A 21,355-nucleotide genomic window follows, 5' to 3' on the forward strand; every position below is an offset into this window, starting at 1 on the left:
AATAAAATGTTGGCGAGATTACGAAGAGAGATATTTTCTCCCAACACCAATACTATCACTACCAAAACGTGTACGGATGCTATCCATGGCACTCGTTACCTTTTCCTCCTTGGCTCTTCCACTCTTTACTGCTGCAAAAAGAGACAGCTGGGGTGATTCACGCTGTAGCCTGTCACAGACCAGCCGACAGGATCTGATTCGGGTTCTCCTTTGCCAACAACGCTTAAGCGCCAGCAAGGCAAGGCTCTGCAGTAAGAATTCAGATGATGTTCCGCTCTTATGACTTGCCTGCCGTACCATTTCTCCACCATCACTATAACGCAGCCAGAGCCCAACACGCCTCGTCACCTTTTTCTGTCCACGCAACACATGGCCCACCCGCCCCACAAGAGCTGCCATAACTGCTTCAATCTCCCGTCGATCACTGGTATCGTCTGCAAAGTTATACTCTTCTGCCACGATATCATCCGCTAAGGATGGTTTATCAATTATGGTGTCATCAACACCCTGACTTAAGGCGTGCAACACCTGACACCTGCGGCCAAAAGGAACCATCAACTGGTCAGGCCCCAGTTGTGCAAGGGCACCAATGGTGGTTAAACGAAATTCCCGCATTTTTTCCAATTCTTTGGCCCTTAGCCCAGGAAGAATATCGATTGGTAAGGGGGCCAAAAAGGACGCTTCATCTCCTGGAGTAACAATATATTCTCCCACCGGTTTAACCAACCGTGAGGCAACCTTTGAAACCAGACGATTCGAGCCTAGGGCCCATATCGGATTAATACCCAACTGTTTTCGGACATCCCGCCGCACCCGCCAGCCCACATCAGGCGCAGGACCATACAATCTATGTGTTCCAGTTACATCCACAAAGAAATGGCCATCTGTCTGCCCCGATTCTATAAGAGGAGAATAGCCCTGTAACTCTTTAAAAAAAGCACCCATAGCCCTTTGATACAGATCCGGTCGTGGAGTGAGGAGAACAGCACTTTTGCATCGGCGCATTGCCTGCTGTATGGGCATGCCCTTGCGTACTCCATCATGGTACGCCTCTTCACTCATATCGTGCACCAGCCCACGGCTGGCACCCATCGGTGCTATGACAATCGGTTTCTCCCGTAGACAAGGATCTTGAATTCGCTCCACCGCTACAGCGAAATCAGCCACATTAAAATGGAGAATTGATCTCTCCCGCATAGTGAAACAGTTAGACACAACAGACCTCAGAGACTTCTCCCTGCTGCTCAAGCAACTGTAGAAGACGTCTGCCATTTTCAGGGGCCCTGGCACGGACATGGTTATTGAAAAATATCACGCCTCGAGTTGCAGATGCAGCCATGCGCATGAGATGTGTATTACGAACCTCACTGAGTTCTGCTCCCGAGTAGTCATAGTCGAACTTCTTCTGCATATTTCCAGAACGCCAGCCGGAGCGGTTACGACCATGAAAGCGGACATAGAAAAGCTCAGGATTTGTGACCACGTCAAGAAGTGGAAAAAGGCCTGGCAACTCAGGTTCATCGACTGCCACAAGGCTTATTTCTCTTCGTTCAAGTTCTTTAAACACTGAATCCACCGCCCAGGAACCATGTCGAAACTCCACAGCCACAGGCAATCCTTCCAAACCACCAAGCAGCCCTGCCAAATAGTTACGATGAGCAATGGTTCTATCAAAGTCGGGAGGAAGCTGTATAAGTACAGCCAAAAGTTTATCTTTTAAGGGGGCGATTCCCTTTCTATAGGCGGCTAGTTGTTCCCGCCACTCCACCACAGGATCGTGGGTCATTGTCCGGGTGAGTTTTGCTGCAAAAAGCAGATGCGATGGGGCCTTTTCAAGCATTCTGGCAATGGCCTCGGCCCGTGCCATCTGATACCAGGTATAGTTCAGCTCCACCACAGAGAAACAACGACTGTACAGCGCAAGCATATCCGAAGTTCTGGTACCCTTGGGGTAAAAGCCGTAATCCACCCACTCTGTATAAGAGTAACCGCAGGTACCAACAAAGGTCTTACAGAGCTGCTCTCCGCCACCCACAACAGGTCCGGACACCAGATCTACAACCCCGGGAGAGAATATGTTACTGTCCGTTACCATCAAATTCTCCATGTTTGCCGCGGATTACCCCAACGACCTTACCCTGTACTAAAAACTCATTAAAAGGATAGCACATCACCGGATAGGCATCGTTTTCCGGGCGCAGTTCTATATGATCCGTAAAGAGAAAAAAACGTTTAACAGTTGCCTCTTCACCCTTAATCAAGACCGCTACAATTTCACCATTCTCCGCATACTGCCGAGGTTCACAAACAACCAGATCCCCATCAAAGATTCCGGCGTTTTTCATGGATTGACCTTTGATACGGAGGCAGAACAGGTTATCTCCGGGAAAAACAGATTCATCCACAACAACGGTCCCCTCCCATTCCTGCTGTGCATACATGGGAAGACCTGCTGTAATCTGACCAATCACCGGTAATTCCTTTCCTGTTCTGAAGCGCAGCCCTTCACCAGGAGGCCCAAGCAGACGAATAGTCCTGCCGTAGCGCCCTTTTCTTTCAAGAACATTTTTTTTCTCCAGCTGGTTCATCATCTGCGCCACAGCAGTATGACTAACGCCCAACTCCACTGCCGCCTGACGCAAACTGGGAATACGCCCTTCCTCATCCATCCGTTCCTGCAGATATTCAAAAAACTGCTGTTGTTTATCCGTGAGTTCCATATTTTTGTATCGTTTAAGGTTGCAGGTCTCAACACCTTTCGCGTATATGTACATTTACTTTACATCTATATTGTACATATACATTTACATTTGTCAATACACTTTAAAGTGTGACGCAACTCTACATCGCCTACAGGAGTTATACGGGAAAGGATTGTAAAAAATACTACCTCATAACTACATAGACCTTTTGAGTTTTCAAGATCATACGAAATCGGGAAAAGTCATGAGATTAGCCACCGATAAGGCACCGACGTATATTCTCCCACTTCTTATTCATGGACCATTTGAGTTTCTCGGCAAAAAGCTGATCGCTTTTATAGTGCTTGCCTGTCTTTTCTCTTTTCAGGAACTTTTTATACTGGCCCGGACCACCGTTATACATGGAGTAGAGAAGACGGGCAAGCAGTCGTGGTCTATCTCCTTTCACCCAGGAGGCGTCACGCAGCACATAACGGTTAAGATAAAGTGCCAGGATCTCAGCTCCCGCAACAGCATTGTAATCAATATCCCAACGCAGACGCTCACGATCATAGAGACCACGCCAGATTCGCTCATTGATCTGCATAACACCAACAGAACTACCATTGTAGGATAACAGATAGGTGAACTTTTTCTTTTTCACCACAAACTGACGAAAACAGCTCTCCTGCCAGGCAAAGGCTGGGATCATTTTGGAAAAAGTACCCTGCAGCGACGCAGGAATTTGATCGTCTTCCACGACCTGATTGGCCGCACGGTCAAGAACTTCACGAACCCTTGCTACATACTCGGGATACGGCTCTGACGGGACTTTCCATTTAAGGATCTCAGCAAATGCCGGGATTGTACCTTTCTCAGCCCCATAGGCAGGAGAGACCATAAAGTTAAAAAAGAAGGAAAGTGGATCCTCATCAACCTCATCCGGCAAATCAACCTCATCCGGCAAATCAACCTCATCCGGCAAATCAATTTCATCCGGCAAATCAATCTCCTTCAAACCTTTTGCAGGAGTTTCTCTCGGTTGCTGGGGGGTAAGATCAAACAAATCCCGTAAGCTATTATCAACATCAAGCAGATAGGGAAGTGTTGTCGACTCCCCGGATAACATTTCTACAAGATACAACAAGCCCTCCTGGCTAAGCTCAATACCAAATGTTGGCCCCATGGCATCAAAAAGTGTCAGAGCATCTCCCGCTGTAAAAAAAGCAAGAAAACCAAGGCTATTGCCTGCAGGTTCTTTAGCAAGCTGCTGTCGAAAGAGCGGTGCGAGATGTTCCCAGGCCTGTAAAAATTGTACACGAACAAGATCCCCCTCGAGCTCAGGCTCTTTCAGAGCTTCCGAAAAGGCATAGCGGGACTCCAGCAAACTATCCATAAGCAGTTGTCGCTCGTCAGCCTCCAGAGGCCCATGGGCCATCATACCGAGCATATAGACAAGAAACGAATCCCACCGTTCCCACAGCTCAATAATCTCTGCACGCTCCTCCGGAGTAAGCGGAGTGACCACCTCTTTGGGCTGATACACCTCTTCAACGTCGGCCACCAGCTCTACAATCAGGTTTTCATCCGTCACATAGGTTCTGCCCCTGTGAAGAGAATCAAGCATACCAGCCATGGTCCCCTGTAATTCCTTTTTAAACATTGGCCCGAGAAAGGACTTCAAATGTGAAACAGGTGGGGCCAGATCAACTCGTACCTGTTCAAGATGAGCGTAGACACTTGTTTTCACCATATCCCAGACAAAACCGGCAATGGATGCAGGCTCTCGCGTACTATTTAACAGCTGGGAATCCCTTATTTTAAATGAGAGGGAAAACTCATTATCTGGGAAAACCGGGTTCTGCCAAAGCACAAGATACCCCTGCCACTGCATGGGAAAAAGACATTTCCCACCTATCTCAGTTCCCCCGTTAATTGTCAGCGCCATCTCAAGCTTGAGCAGATTCTTCTCAATATGGTAGACCGGATCTTCAAGTTTGACGTAAATACAATCGCCTTTCTGCCCAACAACATCTGCACTGCGGCCTGGCCCTGTAAAAGCAGATTCCGTAAGAAGTGATGTCAGCAGTTTTTCATCCAGGGTAAGTGGCAGAGTGACCACCTGAGCCGTAGCTGGGCTTACAAAGAAAAACAGGAAGACAATAAAAAAAAGACATGGACGAAAACAGTGTGTTTTTAAGAACAGCGAAGACATCACAACTCCGTATTATTGAATGGGGATAATTGAGTGAAGGTACTTATACCCCACAAGGGGGCACTGAACTGAGTCCCGACTTATTATCCATCTATCGGGGTTAGGGTTTTTGTTATGTAAAAAAAGGAGAATACCATAATTCATCCTGTTATGGGCAGAATAGTAGCTATCTTCCTGAAAAACCAAGGCATAAGTTTTACATTTCATATGACCTATGATATCGTTACATTCAAGGAATCTGTACCAGCCATTTCTCTTTCACTGGCTGGAATACATTATAGTTATATAACAATAGGAAGAGTGCACATGGGGGCATCACCAAGACTTGGAGATTTACTGATAGACCAAGGCTTCATTACCCACGATCATCTTGATTTTACCCTGCGGGAACAAAACGCCACCGGAGAACGGATGGGCGAGTGTCTCATGCGGTTGGGGCTTATCACCGACTCGGATCTTGCTCTGGTGCTGGCAAAACAGGGTAACAGCCCCTTTATTGATTTAAGAAACTTTCTCCCGGACCCCAAATTACTCGCACTTATTCCGGGTAAGGTCGCTGCCCATTACCAGTTTCTGGTCGTAAAAAAAGAAGAAAACGAACTCCATATTGCCATTGCCGATCCATTTTCAAAGATGGCAGCCGAACAGGCGTACAGGATTACAGGGCTCATCGTCCACGTCCATGTGGCGGGCGCCAACCAGCTCCAAAGAATGATCGAGCGTTTTTATTATCTCATTGAACACCCCATAGAAGATGAGATTAAATCGATCACCAACAAGCTGCGGCTCAACCCAAATATCGATGTTGATGTACAAAAGCTTGTGGATAACCTGCTCGGCTCTGCTATCAGTTACAGAGTGACAGATATCCATATAACCCCCAGTGATATCTCATCCCGGGTCATGTACCGAATCGATGGGGTTCTGAAACCGATCTACGTCTTCCCCATCAGTCTCCACAGCCGGTTGACCACCAACATTAAAGTCAACTCCGGCATGGATATCGCCGAACAGCGCAAACCCCAGGACGGTAGAATGTCCTTTGACTTTTTTGGTGACACCTTTGATATCAGGGTATCATCGGTGAGAACAAATTTTGGTGAGAACCTGGTTCTCCGCCTGCTACCATCGAGGGGTTCTTCAACCTTTAACATCCATGAACTGGGCTTTGGTAAAGCAAAACAGCAAGTACTGCGTAAAACTTTCCAGCTACCCCATGGCATGGTTCTCATCACCGGCCCTACTGGTTCGGGTAAAACAACTACCCTCTACGCGGCACTTCGTGAACAGGATGCCATTGGCAAGAATATCCTCACCGTTGAAGATCCAATAGAATACGAACTCCTGATGATTCGCCAAACCCAGGTTAATGTGCGGGCAGGCTACACCTTTGCATCAGCCATTCGCACCTTTCTCCGGCAAGATCCCGATGTTATGCTCATAGGTGAGATTCGTGACGAAGAAACCGCGGGGCTTGCAGTGCGAGCAGCACTCACCGGCCACCTTGTGCTATCAACCCTGCACTCCAACAGTGCCATCGCAGCTCTTGCGAGATTAAAGGATCTCGGAATATCACCCTACCTTATGTCTACCTCCTTAAAAGGAATTATGGCTCAGCGCCTCGTGCGGCGCCTCTGTACCTTCTGTAAAGAGGAAACCAGTGCCACTCCCGAGGGTATAGAAGAATTCGGACTCGATCCCGATGGAAAATATTACAAGGCAGGACGCTGCAACCATTGCCAGGACACCGGCTATCTTGGCAGGGATGCCATCTCTGAGGTCATACCAGTCAGCGATCAAATAATGCGGCTTATTGCAACAGATGCCTCTCTTGATGCCATTGAGGATGCATGCCGTGCAGAGGGTTTTACCGACCTTCGTTCCTCAGGAATCAATAAGGTACGTGCAGGCATCACCAGCATCGAAGAACTGACAAGGGTTATAGGCTAATGCCACATTACAGCTACCAGACAATGAACGGCGCGGGGGACGTATTCAAAAAACGCGGCAAGTTTACCTCCCTTGAAGAATTGTTTGGTACAGTGGAGCGTAAGGGGGAGATCCTTGTTGACTACAGGAAACAACTGTTCCCACCCTTAGCCCGGCCAGGTGGAAAACTAAAACGTCCGATTCTCGCTGAGTTTTTCAGAAACCTTGCTCTTCTCATCAAGGGTGGTGTCCCCCTTCGTGAGGCCCTGGATGATATGACTAAACCGCCCTGCCATCCGGTCCTCAGTGAAACCTTCAACACCATCAACGAGCGTATTGATGATGGATTACTCTTTTCTGAAGCCATCAATGAAGCACCATCAATCATCCCCAAAATCATGCTGCCGCTCATTGCCATTGGCGAGGAGACCGGTAACCTTGATAGAACCCTGCGGGACGGCGCTGATCACATTGACCGCGTGGAGCATATAATCAGTTCAACACGCCGGGCTCTTATCTACCCAATTGTTGTACTCTTATCAATGTTCGGGGCCCTTGCATTCTGGATGTTGTTTGTACTACCCCAGTTGATGGACCTCTTTTCCTCAATGGGAATAAAAGACCTTCCCATTACCACGAGGATTCTCATCGCTTCAACCGAATTCTTTGATACCTGGTGGCCTGTAATCCCTATTACAATCGCACTTTTCGCACTCTTTTTTACTCTGAGTAAAAAGAATGCGAAGATTCAGTATATCTGGGACCAGATGTGGAATCATGTTCCACTCATAAAACACGTAGTACGGGCATCCCAGCTCGCCTTCTTTTTTGAATATACAGCCATGCTGACTGACGCAGGAGTCAACATACTCCGTTCCATGGAATTAATGGAACAATCCGTTTCTAACCAAATACTTAAAGACGGCGTCCGAATGATGCGAAAGGAGATCAGCGAAGGTAACCCGATGTCTGAGGCCATTAACTCCTTTGCCTTTTTTGAACCCTTTGTCCTGCGGATGGTTCGTGTCGGCGAACAGACGGGAAGCATGCCCGAGCAATTTTCACTTCTGGCAACTCACTACATGACCCAGGTGGACAAACTGGTCTCTGCAATGTCAAAGACAATTGAACCAGTCATCATAGTTATTGCCGGTTTTATCTTTGCAATTATTGCCCTTGGCCTACTCGGCCCGGTATACAATATGATTTCTCAACTCGCGTAATGAGATGACGACCTTTACCCAACCAAAAGCACAGTATCTTGCCCTCTATGGTTTTAGAACCGCACCCTTTGGTCTGAGCCCTGACACTGAATTTTTCTACCCATCTCCAACCCATATGTCGGCGGGGAAAATCCTGAGCCATGCCATAGCAAACGGTGAGGGCTTTATGGTCCTGACAGGTAGAGCTGGTCTTGGTAAAACATTACTCTTAAAGCGTATACTCGAAGGCCTTGATAAGAGAAAACTACCAATCCTTATCCTCAGCCCGGCTGTTGATGCAAAAGGTTTGCTGCAGTTACTTCTAGGGGAAATTGGTCTTGAATACAACGAACAAACTTCAGCGGCCCAACTATTACAGATCTTCCAAAACCATGTTCTTACCATGGCCGAGCAGGACCGTGAGCTCTTCATCATTGTCGATGAAGCGCAGAACATGCCACTCAAGACCCTCGAACAGCTTCGCATGCTCTCAAACCTTGAAACAGGCAAACGCAAATTGATGCAGATCCTTCTCATTGGCCAGACCGGCCTTGAAAATCTGCTGAATAATCCCAAACTAGGTCAACTCGCCCAGCGTATTGTTGTTCAGGAAAAACTGCAGCCCTTAAACCTCATAGAGGTTACCAGATATGTGGAGTACCGGCTTAAGCGAGCAGGAGGAGAGGACATTCAACTCAGCCCGTCAGCCTGCAGGCTGCTGCATAGCGCAAGCCGTGGAACACCTCGCCTTATTAATAGAATAATGGATAGAACCCTGCTCCTGGCAAGTCTGGACTCAACGAGAGAACTGAGCAAAAGACATGTTAAAACTGCCATCAGCACCATGAAAGACATTACAAAAAACAGCGCACGGACAAGAGCCTTTATTAAGCCAGCGGCCCTTGCAACAGCTGCAATTATTCTTGTAATAATTGCCTATTTTTTTCTACCAGATGATCTGAAAGTTTTCTCACAGATGACCGTTCATGACAATAATCAGGCCCTACTTCAACAGCACGCCATGACGAACTTTGCCCACATTGCCCCTCACACTCCAGTTGCTACTTCAGCCCAGGGAATACGATCATGATCCGTAATAAGCAATGGTGTGTCCTGCAAAGACCAGAGGGTGGCTACCTGCTCACCCAGGTTATGAGTAGTAAAAACACCATAACCTTTTCTCCCATCCAGGAGCTTGCAAGCCTACCAAAAGATCTGGGAGGTTCCATACATTTCACCTTTACCCCTGAAGACTACTATCTCTATACTGACACCTTCCCAAAGCTCAAACCTGAGCTTCTTGAACTGCAGATCAAAAAACGGTTTTCGGATCTGGGCATTGCCATGGACCCCTCGAGGCTCCTTCCAAAAAGCAAAGCAATTCCTGGTAAAAGCAGCTCCATAAACTCAATATTTATATCCCAGGAAGACCTTGATCAGAACCTTTCAGCAATCAGTGCCATGGCAGGTTTACGAAACTGCAGCCTCATTCCGGCTGCAGCCTCCATTGCCGGACTGATTAAAACTGTGACGGAAAAAGCTGTGCTCATCTTTCTTATGGGAGAACGTTTTAGTCACGTACTGGTCGTAAAAAATGGGGTTCCGATCTACAACCAGTCCCTTGCCCAAACAGGTCCCGGCCAGGTGGAAGAGGCACTTATTCCCAATGCCGTCGATTTTGCAAGAGTTACTCTTAGAAAAGATCATGACATTGATGAGATCAATATCGTATGTCTTGGCAAACGACGAGAATCCATCGACCTGGCAAGTCTTGATATTGAAGAGTGGCACCCTGATTTCAGCAAGGCAATAACAACCACAGAGACAGACTATATTCTTCGCCACCCGCATCTCTTCGGCGGGTATTTTGCTGAGCCTGCATATAACTTTATTCCAAAAGAATTTCGTCAAATCTGGAAAGTACAAAATTTTTCCAGAATTGTTGCCATAACTGCAGGCCTTACAGCTGTCGCTCTACTTGCAGGCTGGTTCTATTTTCAGCCCGCTCTTAAAAAGCAGCGCAGTCAGTACCTCACTGCCACAACGGAACTTAAGGAAAAAAAAGATACTATCGCAAATAGAATGCCGCAGACCACAATGCTGAACAATTTTGAGCGACTGGTCAACATCAGAACAAAAGCAAAGGACGATTTCCGCCTGGATATTCTAGCCAAAGATCTCTCAGAATCTCTACCGTCACAGGTTCGGGTTACTGAGCTTATTATTCAGCGCAAAACCACTCAAACCAATGAAAACGTAGACCTTGCCCTAACTCCCGACCCAGCAATACCTGAAGATGAACCCACGGACGGATCTCTTAGTCTCCCTGAAAAAACACAATCTAAACCTTTTTCAATGGCTCTGACATGCCATAGTACAGGAAGCTACAGCGAAGTAACCACCAGATTTGAAAAAACAGCAGTTGCTCTCAATGACTCATTTGGAGTGGAAGACTTAACCTGGAGTTACCGGGAGGAGGACAAGGTGGGAACCTTGTATTGCAACCTTTTTCCTCAGCAAAGGGAGAGAAGTAATGAGTTATAATCTACCCAGGCCTTCCCCCCTGTCACTGCTTTTACAGTGTTTGTGCATAATAGCTTTTGCAATATGTCTCTACCTTTTCGGCACCGCGTATCAGACAAACAACGAGTACAAGGTGGCCTTACAACAGCTTCAGGAAAGAAAAATACAACTAAACCAAGCCTACGAACAGGTCGATAAATATATGAAATTTATTGATACAAACCCATATTACCAAAAAAATCTTGGGGAGCCACAATGGGAAAAAGTGGATGAGACATGGGAAGGGTTACCCTACGACCAATTAGTACAACGGTTTTCAAGTCTCTATAGAGACGATAGACCATTTATCCTGGAATATTTCTCAGCATCACTCGAAAAAGAAAGACAACAAACCGAAAACAACAAAGAGACACCCAGCAACAGTAAACTCATTTTTCATCTGCAAGGTTATTACCTATGTCCATGCCAGTAAATAACGTAAAGGCCATGGCCTTAACCTCACTCCCCCTCATGTTGCTTATCGTGCTCACGAGTGTCATCATATGGCAGTTAACTCAAGTCCTGCCATTTGAAACGGGCAGACGCTTATCGGTTCACCAGGCCTTACAAAATATTCCTAGTGGTGATATGGAAAAACGCATGACGGAACTTCTGCCAGAGGATATGTTTGCTGGAAAGGATCCATTCTTCCGTAGTTCTCCACCAAAACCATCTAATCTTGAGCAAAGTAAAGATGTAGCAGCAACTATAGATCTTCAGGAAATACACCTGACCACTATTGCCCAGGGCAAATCCGGAAGATACTGCCTGATCAACGGAACTATTTACAATGAAGGCCAGAGTGGTGAGGGTTTCACAGTGCAGCAAATAGATCCCCAACATGTGCTGTTTTCAACCCCTGCCCAGGCATTCACATTACAGCCGGGAAAAAAAATCACCCTTGAAAAGGGCAGAATACGTATCCCGGTCAAGGAAAAGTGAGACAGGATTCGTTTCAGTACTCGCCTGGCAGGTATGAACAGTTCGAAAAACTCTCTGAATTCACTATCGGGCTTCTACTCTAAACACTTGATTTCAAATTACACTTCGGATTTCTTGTTTCGTATTACATCATTTCCGGAGTAAGATATAAAAGAGACTGACAGGTAAGAAAGCAACTGCTGATACTAACGAGATTACATCTCACAACACATTTGACTATGAATCCATTCGTTACTTCCCACATTCTGGCTTGTGTCAATAAGCGCTGGCCCAACCGCTTCAAAGAGAACAGGTCCATTATCCTCCTGTTTGTTTCACTTACACTGCTTATGATACTTCCGGGCTGTTCTGCTAAAGAGCCTACCCCTGCAGCCGAGTTACACTCTGCACCATCGGTCTACCCTGAAAATGAGCCCTCACTCTTTAGTCAGGAGAAGCAACAACCTGAAAAACCTACTGTTAAACATGTTGCCATTGTTGATGAAGAAGAAAAGATACCACTAAAACCTAAATTCAAAGAACTCTCCCCCCTCGACAGAGAACGTATCAGTGCAAGTTTTACAGAGGAAACCTACCGCCCCATCTTCCAGATTCTTGCACGAGCAGCAGGCCTTAACCTTGTTCTCGCCCCGGAACTCGAACAATTGATCGGCGGGCATAGTCTCACAGCTGAGTACCAGGAGATAAAGGTCAGAACAATTCTCGATGCGATATGTTCAATTTTTGATGTATCCTGGCATGAAGAACATTCAACACTTTTCATCGAACCGTTTATTAGCAGGACTGTCCACCTCGATTTTGCAGCAGGCGTCAACACATCAAGCTTTAGCGTGGGAGGCGATGTTCTTGGTGGCACCAGCGGCTCAAGTGATGATATTCAAAGCCCGCTCACCGGCAGGTTTGAGGTGGAAGGGGCCATTGACAATACAGTAACGGACATTTACACCAACATAGAAGCCACTGTCAGTCAACGCCTAGAAGGTAATGGAGAATTTCTCCTTAACCGGCAGACGGGTACACTTATGATGCGCGCCCGCCCCCGACTCATCAATGAGCTTGAAGAATACCTCGAGACCCTCCATAAGAAATATTCAAAACAGGTCGTTATAGAAGCTCAGATAATTGAGGTAAACCTTGATGAGAGCCAGAGCCTTGGCATTGACTGGCAAAACATAAACTTATTTACGAGTACAGAGCCGATACTAGAGGTGGCTCAAACCCTTGTTAACGTCAGCGGTAGTAGCACTGATTCATTATACAACATCGCAGTGGACACACAAGATTACTCGCTTACTGCTGTATTTAGTGCGCTTAAACAATATGGAAACCTAAAGGTTCTATCCAACCCGCGTATTAAAGCCATGAACGGACAGTCCGCAATGATAAGTGTAGGACAATCTGTTTCCTACCTCAGTAGTCTTACAAAGACAACAGAAGGTACTGGTGACGACAGGTCTGTTGACATAACGACAGAGATAGGCTCAATTTTTGATGGTATTCTCTTGGGTGTCACCCCTGTTATCAAGGAGGACAACTCTGTTACCCTACATATCGTTCCTATCAAAAGTGAAATTGTATCTCTAGACCAACAGCAACTCTCTGATGATTCAGAGGACTCATACAGTATAACCTTCCCTACAGTGAATCTCAGGGAAATTTCAACCACAGTCAATATACGCCCACACACTATTGTTGTCCTCGGCGGGCTCATAATGGAGCGGGAACAGGAGGAAGAAAGTGGCCTACCATTCCTGAGCGATTTACCCTTCCTCGGATGGGCATTTAAACAAGTTGTAACCTCTAAAGAGACCGTTGAAATGGTGATCATTTTAAAAGTGGATGTTATCCAATAACAGATGAGTAAACTATATGATGTTATAACCCGTCTTGAGGATGTTGCATCCCAGGAAGAAACGGGTCAGGATGCTCAGGCACCTCAAATTTCAGAAGCCACTGAAAGGGTGCGTTCTCCATGGCTTAGGCTTGTTGTAATCACACTTTTAATCATTGTTTTCGGAATAGTATTGATAGGCGCTACTGCCTGGTTGCAACAATGGTTTTCAGGCAATGTATCATTTCCCTCTGCTGACCAACCTATCAAAGAGGTTCTTACAGATCCAAAACCAACACCACCAGCAATAGAGACGGACATAACTCCGTCAGTTACTGGAGACAGCAGCCAACCACGAGCATCTCAACAAACAGTCAAACTTATAACCGAAGATTTTCAAGGTGTAATGAGTATTGATGTGGCTACCCAAACCCTCAGCGTTGAATCATTGGACCAGTTAATTGAATCTGACATATTTGGTATTTCAAATTTTTTAGACTCTCCAAAAGCTTCTAAATTCACAATTTTCATCCACGATCTTGATATTGCAGAGGCTGTCAATGAGGATTTCAATGAAGCTGAGACTACAGAGCCTTTGTATTCTCCAAAGAATACCTCTATTGATGATATTAAGGCCAAGAGTAGCAAATGGCTCCACCAGGCAGAATTATACAGGTATGAACAGGAATGGGAGGGAGCCATAATTCTATACCAAAGGGTATGGGAAATTTCCAAGAACCCAGATGTGGCAAACAATCTAGCCGCAGCCTTGATCGAAGTAAACAGAGTTGATGAGGCTCATATTATCCTTAAAGAAACGTCTGCAGCAGCACCACATGATCCAGATATTCAGCAAAATTTACGGATTGTTGAGCAAATTTTAGGGCAGTGAAGACTTTCTAATTTCCTCTTTACCTGAGACAACATATAGTATGAAAATAAGAGTACTACATAGATTATTTTTTACGGAGCGTGGTTTTACTCTTGTGGAAATTGCTCTTGTTATCACAGTAATTGGTCTGTTACTCACTTTTGGCCTGAGTGCCTGGATGTCAATGAAGACATCACAGCAAATTTCAGCCACACTAACAACGTTAAAAACGAGTTCTAGCTGCCTTGGTAACTATGTAATACATTCAGCGACAGTACCGCCACAGACATATTTCGCAAAAAATTGTACAGAGACAGACGCATGGGGGAGGGATATTGTCTATTACAATAATGGTGATGATATAGAACTTACAAGTGCCTCAACAAAAACAGTTCGCGATAGTGATGGCGATCATCCGGATGGACTCTGGTTACTCGTCAGCAGTGGACCCAATGGTGTGTTTGAAACAACCTCCAATTCGTCCCCATGGGATTGTTCCACAGGAGATGATTTGTGTCACTTTACCAGTAAAAATGCTCTCATTTATGAAACCAAAAAATAGACAGGGCTTTACCCTCATTGAACTTTCCATCGTGCTTGTGATTCTTGGCCTCATTGTAGGTACAGTCACTCCTCTTATTATTTCAATAACCAAAAAAAATAAGCTCACCGGAGGACGAAAAATCGTTGAGACTGCGCGGGATGAGATAAAAGGTGATTTTCTACAAAACCGTATATTGACAAGCGATCTTACCTCGATCGGTCACACCATAGATCCATGGAAAAACGATCTGGTTTATATCCCTGCACCTAATCTCGATGGTATAGATCTTTGTAGCTGGCTTGCTGGAGGCACAAATCAGACTGGACTGTCGGTATGTCTTGATGGCAACTGTACTTCGGGTAAAAAAGACAACGTCGCCTTTGTTATTGCCTCCATAGGCCAAAACTTTAACAGACAGATGGAAGCTGCGACTAATATAGATGGTATAGGTGGGGACAGAGAGGTTCGAATATACAGTTACGGAACTGAAATCGACCGTTACACAGCGGATGTCAACCGGGCTACCGACCAATTTGATGATATTATTCAATACGTTACTGTGGATGAACTCGCTCTGCTTGTAAGCTGTACAATTGTACTCGACAACCAAACAGGGCAGACTATTTGTTCACATGGCGCTGCCATAGACAATGATAGCGACGTGGGAATAATTAACTACAATCAGCAGTTCAGCCTTGGCTCAACCATGGACAACTGTACAACCATTGATAGCACATGTGAAATCCTATATGATACCGCCTTAGCCGAGGATACTGATAAAAATGGAAGAGTGGAACTCGATCAAGTGCCCCCCTCATGTGCACTTAATAATGGTTAGCACCCTATCCAGGAAAAGCTGTCATTAAAAACTGGTAGTGTAGACTCCGAGATAACCGAAGAACCTTTTAACATTGCGAACTTTACATTACTTCCAGATAAGTGAACGTAGTGAGACCTTCGAGGTACCTATCCCTTTTATCGGGTTAGTGTAATTACACCCACTCTCTTTTTCGTTATTACAATTACGTTATCCACCTTTGTAAATCACTATAGATACTAATAAAATTTACCATTTCCTTACCAACCAAACAGCACAAATACCTTTTTCACACCACATATCAACTACATAACCTACCTTCACAACAAAACCACTGCGACCTCCATGTTCTGGCATATTTTATGCTATAATATCTATACAATTAATTTTATGTCGGAAAAAGCCAAACCCATTGCAAGATGGGGACGGAAAGCCACGGGTCCCAAGAGGACAGCCGAGTTACTGCTCGATCAATCGTTTTTGACAGAAAAAAAATCCCCGGGGGAGAAATTATGCGAGCAAAATTACTTAGAAACGATAAGGGTTTTACCCTTATTGAAATGGCTATCGTTCTGGTTATTATCGGTTTGATTCTAGGCGCCGTTATTAAAGGCAAAGATGTTTTGAATAGTGCCAAGCAAAAGAAGTTTTACAATAATTCTATCAAAGAATGGGAATTAACGCTTGCCAGTTACTTTGACAGAACAGGTAACATGCTTGGAGACGGTACCGACAATGCCGGAACTGCTGCCACAGCCAATGGACGATTTGATAGCCAGTATATTTATGGTAACCTTGATGATCAAATTAGAAAAATCGGTTTGACGGTTCCTACAAGCACAGGTCCCACAAGTGGGCAATATCTATTTACTGGCGCTTACAGCGGCCCAACAACAGTAAATTTTTATCTGCAAAATTACACAAGTACTTCTACTGCAACCGGAGCTTCAGGTAATAACAATATCTTACGTTTTATATCGCTTCCTGTCGATTTGGCAATTGCTTTGGATACAATTATTGATGGCTCTATAAGTCCAGATTCTGGTTCTTTTCGCATTTACCCTGACAGCAATACAGAGTGGCCTAACGCTTCCACGACTACAGTCCAACAGGCTTATTACATCATTGATCTTCCATAAGAAGGTATTTACAACTAGGCAGGACTAAGGGGCTTGTATCCAGCAAGTCCCTTTCCTTTTATCCAACCTGTGCAAATAGTTTTTCCTAACACTCTAACTTCAGCCCGAACTAACCAACTTCACTAGCACAACAGGCACATCATCTTTGCACAAAAAATCACCTCCAACCACTATAGTCCCTCCAAAAAAGAACATAGACCTTTTATCTCCCATTTAAAATTTAAAGAAAATTAACAAATGTCGTATGACACTGTAGTACTGCTGATTTTCACTCCTCCCAGGTCTCATTACTCTCAAATCCCTATCAATATTGACTTTAATATTAAATATCTTTTATTACCCCACCACTCCACAAATAAAGGTCTAAGTAAAAACAGGGATAATGTGAGCTACCGCTATGGAATTCCATATAAAAAAACGTTGCTTTGCAAGCAATGATTGACTAGGATTGCACCCTTTTGAATATCTTGTAGACGCGCAATTGGTCGCAAGAATTGTTACAAATCTGTAACAAAGAGGCAAAGCGATTTCATATCAGTACGTTATCGCTTATATGAATTTTGAATGATCGGAATAACCCAATCAAAGTCAACATAACATCATTTTACGGAGCATACGATGAAAGACAAAGATTCGGACTTAACGAACCGCATGGAAGACGAGATTTGGGGAGAGAAATCACTGATGGAGCGCTCCCATATCAACAAGGACACCTACCTTACGTGCTGGTGCCCTCATTGTGATAAAGGGCTCAATGAAGACAACAAGGCTGTTTTCAAGATCACTACGAGTAATGGTGATGTTGGAATAAGCAAGATGTCACCGTATCTTAATGTTCTTGACCGGGAAACTACCATGCAGGTAGATGACCATGATGAGCTTGAAGATGTGCAATGCCCACACTGCGACACCTCACTTATCATACCCGGTGAGATTTGCATACAGGATAATTGCAAAATGATGTCTTTTAACGTTTCAGTTTCCGACTCTCAAAAGTTGAATTTGGTCCTTTGCGTTCGTCGTACCTGTCGCTGGTACAAAATGAGCGATGAGGACAACGAACGACTCATTTTAAGGGATAGCCATGAGTGGTAAGAATAATCGCAGGAACTGGACCAAAGGTCTGACAATTGTCATGCTGGTTGCAGTCGCTGGTGCTGTCATCGGCACCATGGGCAACAGCCACGAAACGACAACTGACAGAGCCTACTTAAAGAACACAGCTGGGTCGGTACTTTTTGATCATGGAAAGCACAGTACATCAGCAGAATCATGTGCTCAGTGTCACCACGAGCTGTACGCTGCAACACAATCAACATCATGTGAAGACTGCCACGACGAAGGCTTTACCGCTGATGAGTTTGATCATGCTCAGTTAAAAGAAGCCCATAGCCGTGATTGTTCCAAATGCCACGAAGAGAGTGGCGCTGATGTCAAGCCAGCCTCCTGTCGGGAATGTCACCCGGGAGCACAGCCTAGCGAGACTCAGACAAACAGTTGCATGGAGTGTCATGATGACGACAGCTACACTCCTGAGATTATGGAACACGATGAATACCTGGAAATAGAAGATCACACCTGTCTTGGATGCCATACGCCACAGACTGTATCTACGGTATATCATACAAATTGCACAAGTTGCCATTTAGAGACCTCGCCGGAACGATTCTCCTCAGCTGATGGAGAAGTGACGTGTGGGGCGTGTCATCTACAATAAGGATGTTGTCATGCAGGGACTTTTGAACCTATTTAAAAAGAAACCGATGGTACCACAGCTGACGAGTTACGATCCAGAAATTCGTCAGATTGCGGATCCTGACCGCGTCGTTCTTCCCATTGAATATCCAGGGAAGATACGCTACATCCCCATTGTTGAGGCTGGTGAAACAGTCGCACGGGGACAGGTCATTGCCAAATCAAGAATCGGAAATTGTGTCTGTGCCAGTATAAGCGGCACTATAAAAGAGATCACTTCTATCTGGACGGCACAGAGTTTTCACTCTCCTGCCATCGTTATTGAAAAAGATGACAAAGCGCCGGATGCACCTGAAGAGATTCTTGGTGGGCCCATGGAAACCAAGGACCGTGAAAAGGCTATGGACAGACTGCGCATTGCTGGTTGCGCTCCGCCATGGAGTCTTTCCGGTCGTGAGTATGAAGATGGTGAAATACCTGATCTACCGCCTGTTGAAACAATTGTTATCACAGGTATCCGTCAGGAAACTACAATTTTAACCTCTCAACTGCTTCTTGAGCAAAATGCTGACAAAGCTGTTGAAGGTTTAAAGATGCTTGGCGCTATCGCACCTAACGCCCGCATCCATATAACTGTTCCAGAACAGTTCAGAGAATGGACCGAAACTAAGTTCAAGGGTATCGCTGAGGTTGAGTATCTGCCGGCACACTACACCGGACGGATTGAGCGGGAAGTTGTATCGCGTATTGTGGGACGCAGAATTCCAAACCGCGAAAGCTACCGCTTCCATGGCATCGCCGTACTCGATGTGGAATATCTTCTCGCCATGGTTGATGCACTTGCTGGAAAGTCACCACTGACCCATAAGTGTCTTACCATCAGCGGCTCGGGAATTGACAAGGCGATTACAGTACGTTTTCCCCTTGGAACTTCAATTGCGCATATCCTGACCAGCCAGGGTCTTGATATAGCAAATTATACCCGCCCTGTTGTAGGCGGCCCCATGATGGGATTTGCACAGTACTCTGATATTACCCCACTTACATACAACAACGGTCTTTTTCTCATCACTGAAGATGTTGCCCCATTTGACGCCTTGGCACCCTGCATCAACTGCGGTCGATGTGCCAGAGCCTGCCCTGTTGACATTCAGGTTCACCTGGTAAATCGAATGATAGAATTTGGACAGCTTGATGCTGCCAGAAAACTGCACCCGGAAGCATGCCATGAGTGCGGCTTATGTGGCAATGTATGTCCTGCTGAGCGACCAATTGTTCAACTCCTCCATTTCTGCAATCATGAAATGGTTCATGGTGAACGTTACAACTGGATCACCGGAGATAATTCATGAAAGAACTTAATATTGTAAATATGCCGGCCAAGCAGGAAAAGCCTATGCTTGATGTTGCCGTCGGCCCACACTATCGCATCGGCACCGGGCTTGCTGAAATATACCAGAAGTGGGTTATTGCACTGATACCGGCTATCGCTGCAAGTCTTTACTTTTTTGGACCAGCTTCTCTTAGAATATTCTGTCTTTGCGTGGGCTTTGCCCTCGCCCTGGACTATATTGCAGAGCGAATCGCACCGTCAAGGGATCTTACTTCAAACTGGAGTAGTGTCAGCCTGTCCTTACTCCTTGCATTTATGCTGCCCCTTAACGCACCCGTCTGGTTAATTTTCATCGGTTGCTTTGTTATGGTCATCGTAGGTAAAAAGTTCTTTGGTGGTGTTGGCGCATACCCGGCGCAACCGGCTGTACTTGCAATTGCCATTCTCCAGCTGTCATGGCCCCAGAGAATGGATAACACTGCGGCCCTTGCCAACTTTGACTGGTCTGCCTACATGGTAGAGCCCCTGCGTCTGGTTAAATCAATTGGAGCGTCGGCTGAGTCCCAGTATAATCTCTTTGATCTCTTTATTGGAAAACAGGTTGCTGGAACCGCCGAAGGAATGGTCTTTTTCGTCCTTCTCGGAGGTATCTTCCTTCTGGTTATGAAAGAGATTCAATGGCAGCTCCCCTTTGGCTTTATCCTTGGACTCCTGGTAACTGCTACCGTACTCCATATAACCAACCCAGAAGCAATTGCCTCCCCACTCTTTTATCTCTTTAGTGGCGGCACACTCTTCATGGCTTTTTTCCTCATTACCGATCACACTACATCCCCTGTCAATAAGACTCCCCTAATTCTTTATGGAATCCTGGCAGGTGTGTTACTGATGCTCATCAGAGGGTATTCAAAGCATGTTGACGGCATCGTTTACGCCGTACTCCTTGCCAATTTATGCGCTCCTCTTCTTGACATGATCAAACCAAAAGTTAAGGGAGATAGAGATGTCTGATATCATTCGTATGGTTGTTGTGCTCTCACTGATTGCCGGAGTCTCTTCCGCGGCACTCACAGCAGCCAATATTAAACTCGGTCCTCAGATCGATAAGCAGACTGACCTCTATGTACGTGGTCCTGCTCTTGAGCGTCTTTTCGAACAACCGGCTGAAAAAGTTCTCGGAAACAAGGTTGTTATCAAGGCTGCCGATCAGAATATTCCTGTATTTTTCACCACGGTTGACGATAAGGTTGCCACCCTTGCGGTTGAAGCCATTGGCAAAGGTGGTTTTGGTGGAGACCTGAAAATCATGGTCGGTATCGATCTTAATGCCAGCGCCATGACAGGAATGGAAGTGGTTTCCCACAGTGAAACACCAGGTCTTGGTGCAAGGATATCTGAAATATCCTTTAGAAAGCAGTGGCAGGGACTACCAACTGATAGCCCCATAGCTCTCACCACAGCCGGAGGTACAATTGACTCAATCAGTGGTGCTTCTACAACTTCAGGAGCAGCCGTACGAGGTACCAACGACGCTCTGGCATTTGTACGTGACTACAAGGACGAGATCCTTAAGTCGATCTCTGAGCTTTAAGGA

Annotated in this window: 20 protein-coding genes and 1 riboswitch; of the genes, 16 read left to right on the forward strand and 4 right to left on the reverse strand. The window is 45.7% G+C overall.

The genetic code is table 11. The annotated features are described in order from the left end of the window. Positions 1 to 18: 18 nt before the first annotated feature. The 4 genes from ACX6CI_RS14090 to ACX6CI_RS14105 form a co-directional block, all read right to left on the reverse strand. Positions 19 to 1,197, reverse strand: a complete 1,179-nt coding sequence (locus tag ACX6CI_RS14090; RefSeq protein WP_458774279.1) for a DNA polymerase Y family protein — start codon at positions 1,195 to 1,197, stop codon at positions 19 to 21. A gap of 10 nt (positions 1,198 to 1,207) precedes the next feature. Then, positions 1,208 to 2,095 carry a DUF72 domain-containing protein gene (locus ACX6CI_RS14095; RefSeq protein WP_458774280.1) on the reverse strand — a complete coding sequence of 296 codons (888 nt, stop codon included), beginning with the start codon at positions 2,093 to 2,095 and terminating at the stop codon, positions 1,208 to 1,210. Continuing rightward, entirely contained in the window at positions 2,079 to 2,720 is a 642-nt protein-coding gene (gene lexA, locus ACX6CI_RS14100; RefSeq protein ID WP_458774281.1) for a transcriptional repressor LexA, read from the reverse strand. Before lexA ends, ACX6CI_RS14095 begins: the two co-directional genes overlap by 17 nt. A gap of 232 nt (positions 2,721 to 2,952) precedes the next feature. Continuing rightward, positions 2,953 to 4,896: a lytic transglycosylase domain-containing protein gene (locus tag ACX6CI_RS14105; protein ID WP_458774282.1), complete on the reverse strand. Its 1,944-nt coding sequence runs from the start codon at positions 4,894 to 4,896 to the stop codon at positions 2,953 to 2,955. A 306-nt stretch (positions 4,897 to 5,202) separates the two neighbouring features. On the opposite strand from ACX6CI_RS14105, the gene ACX6CI_RS14110 reads away from it, so the two are divergent. The 16 genes from ACX6CI_RS14110 to ACX6CI_RS14185 all read left to right on the forward strand — a co-directional run bounded on the left by ACX6CI_RS14110 (position 5,203) and on the right by ACX6CI_RS14185 (position 21,352). Beyond that, complete coding sequence (locus tag ACX6CI_RS14110; protein ID WP_458774283.1) at positions 5,203 to 6,846, forward strand: GspE/PulE family protein; 1,644 nt, start codon at positions 5,203 to 5,205, stop codon at positions 6,844 to 6,846. Further along, positions 6,846 to 8,048 carry a type II secretion system F family protein gene (locus ACX6CI_RS14115; protein ID WP_458774284.1) on the forward strand — a complete coding sequence of 401 codons (1,203 nt, stop codon included), beginning with the start codon at positions 6,846 to 6,848 and terminating at the stop codon, positions 8,046 to 8,048. Before ACX6CI_RS14110 ends, ACX6CI_RS14115 begins: the two co-directional genes overlap by 1 nt. A gap of 4 nt (positions 8,049 to 8,052) precedes the next feature. Beyond that, positions 8,053 to 9,117 (forward strand): ExeA family protein, encoded by a 1,065-nt coding sequence (locus ACX6CI_RS14120; RefSeq protein WP_458774285.1) that lies wholly within the window; start codon positions 8,053 to 8,055, stop codon positions 9,115 to 9,117. Then, on the forward strand, positions 9,114 to 10,571 hold the full coding sequence (locus ACX6CI_RS14125) for a hypothetical protein (protein WP_458774286.1): 1,458 nt from the start codon (positions 9,114 to 9,116) through the stop codon (positions 10,569 to 10,571). The genes ACX6CI_RS14120 and ACX6CI_RS14125 overlap by 4 nt, the downstream gene beginning before the upstream one ends. After that, positions 10,561 to 11,022 carry a hypothetical protein gene (locus tag ACX6CI_RS14130; protein ID WP_458774287.1) on the forward strand — a complete coding sequence of 154 codons (462 nt, stop codon included), beginning with the start codon at positions 10,561 to 10,563 and terminating at the stop codon, positions 11,020 to 11,022. Before ACX6CI_RS14125 ends, ACX6CI_RS14130 begins: the two co-directional genes overlap by 11 nt. Next, entirely contained in the window at positions 11,007 to 11,531 is a 525-nt protein-coding gene (locus tag ACX6CI_RS14135) for a hypothetical protein (protein WP_458774288.1), read from the forward strand. The genes ACX6CI_RS14130 and ACX6CI_RS14135 overlap by 16 nt, the downstream gene beginning before the upstream one ends. 218 nt (positions 11,532 to 11,749) lie before the next feature. Further along, a complete protein-coding gene (gene mshL / locus ACX6CI_RS14140) occupies positions 11,750 to 13,384 on the forward strand; it encodes a pilus (MSHA type) biogenesis protein MshL (protein ID WP_458774289.1) in 1,635 nt (544 codons plus the stop codon). Between the two features lie 3 nt (positions 13,385 to 13,387). Beyond that, positions 13,388 to 14,254 (forward strand): tetratricopeptide repeat protein, encoded by an 867-nt coding sequence (locus tag ACX6CI_RS14145; RefSeq protein WP_458774290.1) that lies wholly within the window; start codon positions 13,388 to 13,390, stop codon positions 14,252 to 14,254. A 40-nt stretch (positions 14,255 to 14,294) separates the two neighbouring features. Beyond that, positions 14,295 to 14,795, forward strand: a complete 501-nt coding sequence (locus ACX6CI_RS14150) for a type II secretion system protein (RefSeq protein ID WP_458774291.1) — start codon at positions 14,295 to 14,297, stop codon at positions 14,793 to 14,795. Further along, complete coding sequence (locus ACX6CI_RS14155) at positions 14,779 to 15,615, forward strand: type II secretion system protein (RefSeq protein WP_458774292.1); 837 nt, start codon at positions 14,779 to 14,781, stop codon at positions 15,613 to 15,615. Before ACX6CI_RS14150 ends, ACX6CI_RS14155 begins: the two co-directional genes overlap by 17 nt. Before the next feature lie 371 nt (positions 15,616 to 15,986). After that, positions 15,987 to 16,061: riboswitch (cyclic di-GMP riboswitch) on the forward strand. A 45-nt stretch (positions 16,062 to 16,106) separates the two neighbouring features. Further along, positions 16,107 to 16,733 (forward strand): type II secretion system protein, encoded by a 627-nt coding sequence (locus ACX6CI_RS14160; RefSeq protein WP_458774293.1) that lies wholly within the window; start codon positions 16,107 to 16,109, stop codon positions 16,731 to 16,733. A gap of 618 nt (positions 16,734 to 17,351) precedes the next feature. After that, complete coding sequence (locus ACX6CI_RS14165) at positions 17,352 to 17,828, forward strand: hypothetical protein (protein ID WP_458774294.1); 477 nt, start codon at positions 17,352 to 17,354, stop codon at positions 17,826 to 17,828. Further along, positions 17,818 to 18,450 (forward strand): cytochrome c3 family protein, encoded by a 633-nt coding sequence (locus tag ACX6CI_RS14170; RefSeq protein ID WP_458774295.1) that lies wholly within the window; start codon positions 17,818 to 17,820, stop codon positions 18,448 to 18,450. The genes ACX6CI_RS14165 and ACX6CI_RS14170 overlap by 11 nt, the downstream gene beginning before the upstream one ends. Further along, entirely contained in the window at positions 18,428 to 19,780 is a 1,353-nt protein-coding gene (locus ACX6CI_RS14175; RefSeq protein WP_458774296.1) for a 4Fe-4S dicluster domain-containing protein, read from the forward strand. Before ACX6CI_RS14170 ends, ACX6CI_RS14175 begins: the two co-directional genes overlap by 23 nt. Then, on the forward strand, positions 19,777 to 20,772 hold the full coding sequence (locus ACX6CI_RS14180) for an RnfABCDGE type electron transport complex subunit D (RefSeq protein WP_458774297.1): 996 nt from the start codon (positions 19,777 to 19,779) through the stop codon (positions 20,770 to 20,772). The genes ACX6CI_RS14175 and ACX6CI_RS14180 overlap by 4 nt, the downstream gene beginning before the upstream one ends. Beyond that, positions 20,765 to 21,352: an FMN-binding protein gene (locus ACX6CI_RS14185; protein WP_458774298.1), complete on the forward strand. Its 588-nt coding sequence runs from the start codon at positions 20,765 to 20,767 to the stop codon at positions 21,350 to 21,352. Before ACX6CI_RS14180 ends, ACX6CI_RS14185 begins: the two co-directional genes overlap by 8 nt. The last annotated feature ends 3 nt before the right edge of the window (positions 21,353 to 21,355 follow it).

Source organism: Desulforhopalus glucosivorans, from assembly GCF_054397165.1.